This window comes from Stenotrophomonas sp. P5_B8 (assembly GCF_054049855.1).
In genome coordinates this window covers 1-2,740 of the sequence record NZ_JBFULO010000475.1, presented here as the reverse complement: position 1 = coordinate 2,740, position 2,740 = coordinate 1, and the positions used below count along the sequence as shown (strand labels likewise).

Below are 2,740 nucleotides of genomic sequence, written 5' to 3'. Positions count from 1 at the left end.
ATGTCAGGGCTTCTTGGTAGTGAGGTCGATTCGAAGGGTTGGCATCGTAGGTGTCTGGGTTGAGGCCATAGTTTCCATCAAAGACATAAGTGCCCCCCGTGATGGTGAGGGTTCCAGTCAATGTCCCCGCGACCCGTCCAATCAGGCTGGCAACATGCACGTTATTGGTGACGTGATCAAAAGTGTTGTATTCGAAGAAGGCCTCGTTGAACTGATAGGTTCCATCCCCGTTGTTGTGATCACGCAAGATGTTCATGATCGGGGAGAAGTCAGTCACTTGATTGAAGAGCCCGAGATCAGCGAGGGAGACGGTCCGGCTCTCCTTTACTCCAATGTAATGCGCCACGCCCTGGATTGCGAGGAATGGGGTGTCGAAGAGGTTGCCGCGCCAAGCGGGAGGCCAGCGCATCCCGTCTTCGACCCAGGCCTGCACGGGATCGAGAATGGGGACACCATTTTGCGAGGTTGGAGTGGAACCCGGGAGCGCCCATTCCCTGTTCCCACCGAGCCAGCCGCAGTAGGCGCCGTAGCGGAAAATTTGCTGGCGCACGAAATCGCCAGGCCGGTTGCTCATCACTTTGCAGAGCTCATAGAGCTGATCCGTGCCTTCGGTCGCCCAGATCCCGTCCGAATTTGCGAAGTGAGCCCGGATGATGATGGGCGGGGGCGTGTCCTCCTGAAGGATAGGAGAGCTCAACGCGATTGCGTATTGGACGCCGCCGAAGCCGAAGTAGGGGTCTGGCTGCGGGGGCGCAAATACTGGAACGGTCGGAAGGGTAGGAACAGTCGACATGCCACGTCTCCATGTGGGAATGAGTCGCAATCGTTATGTATGTGTTAACGGCATGTCGAGGTCTTGCTGCCCGTTGGCGACCTCTACGCGAGCCACGCTACTGGGCCGAGCTTCTAATTGAGTTTCCGCTTCGTCCTTTTTCGATGCCCTCCGACAACAGCGAACGCTTCTCCGACCCGCAATCTGTTCGCCATCGCGAGCGTGCACCGGCATGTGTTTGTAATCAAGGGATGGAGGAACCCGTGATTAGGGCAAGCCTTCATCGGGCCCCTACTGATCGGGCCCCCTACTGGTAGCGGCGCCCGAATGCGATGGTATGGCCGAAGGCGCAGGATCCGACACTCCTTGATGAGCCAAGGTCCTTGATCTAGTGATTGAATCGTAGGGGCGGCAAAGTGGTCACGCGAGCCTTAAGGTACATCTGGCCGTTTGAGCCCTGTAGCGGTCGCACGCGTCAAGCTGGGATATGGTTGATGCCAGCCGCTGACATCCACGCTGCCCGATTCGGAACACATATGGCTCCGTGCGTCGAATGTGTCTGACCGCCAAAGTACTCGTCGATTTGGCGCCCGAGCACGCCGGCAGCGGAGGGCGAAGCCGGATGGTTCGAGGCGCGGGCCTAGGTCAGGACTTAGCCCAGAGTAGGGCGGCGCCGAGGGGCCGGTCATCGGGCGTGGAGGGGCAGGTGAGAAAGAGAGGACGAAAATCTATGGCTGTTGAGTGTCAGCCGGTCTGAGATTCGGCCTGCTCCGGATCAACCGTCTTGTCGCCGCCAGGCGAACATGTGCGGCACGTAATCAGCCTTTCCCAGTGGTACGCCGTTGTGGCGCAGGATGCTGTAAGCGGTAATCAGGTGGAAATAAAACTGCGGGGTGGCCCAGTTCGCCGCGTATTCGCTGCCTTTCATGTCGAAGGCAAGGCCGTCGGCCAGCTCGATGGCCACATCGCGCGAGGCGCCGGCATTGATCACGTCCGCGTCGACGCCGGCCAGGTGGTGCAATGTCTGGTCGATCAGCGCACGCGCCTGGTCCATGTCGACGGGGGCAGGAAGTGATAGCAGCGGCTGTCCACTGAGTCGACACGCCGCTTCGCGCGCCTGGGTGCAGGCGAACTGTATCTGCTTGGCAAGCGTGTGCATGTCTGGCGCCAAACGCGCTGCGAGCAGGTTGCGCGGGTCGTAGCAGAGCGCCAGCGCATGGGCCTCGGCCTTGTCCAGCTGGCCTTTGAGCGCGCGGAGCATCTGCGCGAATCCGCAGATGTTCACTTGATGGATGGTCATGCAGCTTCCTTTTGCTTGGTACCGGGGATGGTGCCGGGTGCAGGCCAGTAATGCCCCTCAACGATCTGATTCTGGCAGATGTGGGAGCGATGATGCCGGCCTCATTCGCGCTTCTGTAGACGCGGGAAAACGTTAAGACCAGCGTCGCGCCTCACGTGTGCTCGATCAACATAATGGCGGTGGTTCCGGTCTCGATCGCTTCGAATATGTGAGGCTGGTCCGCTGAATAGCTCGCATAGTCACCTGCGGACAGTTCGACGGGCTGTTCGGTTGGTCCGAGCCGGGCACGTCCGCTACATAGCACGACATGTTCAATCGTTCCCGGCGGATGCGGTTCAGACAGGCGAGGTGCGCCAGGTTCGACCGCCAGCCGATAGAGATCGCGCTGCACACCCATCGGACAGACCGCCAGCAGGGTGGCCGTGTAGTGCGACTGCTCCGACGCCACCGTGGCACCGTCATTGGCGCGGATGACTTGGACGTGGCTTTTAGGTTGGGCGATCAACCGGGTCACCTGGACGTCCAGTGCCATCGCCAGGGTCCAGAGGGTCTCCAAGCTCGGGTTGCCGACTCCCRCCTCAAGCTGCGACAGGGTGGATTTGGCGATGCCGGCTCGTTTGGCCAACTCGGAAATGGACAGACCCACGCGCTCGCGCTCCCGTCTAAGC

General features: G+C 60.3%; 3 protein-coding genes. All 3 read right to left on the bottom strand.

Going from position 1 to position 2,740, the window contains the following annotated elements:
* Nucleotides 1-793: lipid II-degrading bacteriocin (locus ACXJKH_RS18260; protein WP_457321462.1), on the bottom strand; the 793-nt coding region annotated here is incomplete at its 3' end.
* 754 nt (nt 794-1,547) lie between these two features.
* The gene (locus ACXJKH_RS18255; RefSeq protein WP_457321460.1) at nt 1,548-2,072 is read right to left on the bottom strand and encodes a DUF1993 domain-containing protein; all 525 of its coding nucleotides are present in this window, start codon (nt 2,070-2,072) and stop codon (nt 1,548-1,550) included.
* A 151-nt stretch (nt 2,073-2,223) separates the two neighbouring features.
* Nucleotides 2,224-2,740 (bottom strand): helix-turn-helix domain-containing protein (locus ACXJKH_RS18250; RefSeq protein WP_457321458.1); only part of this gene is annotated, 517 nt, incomplete at its 5' end.

Excerpts from the sequence above, each read along its gene's own strand:
- ACXJKH_RS18255 (WP_457321460.1), bottom strand. The coding sequence starts at position 2,072 with ATGACCATCCATCAAGTGAACATCTGCGGATTCGCGCAGATGCTCCGC.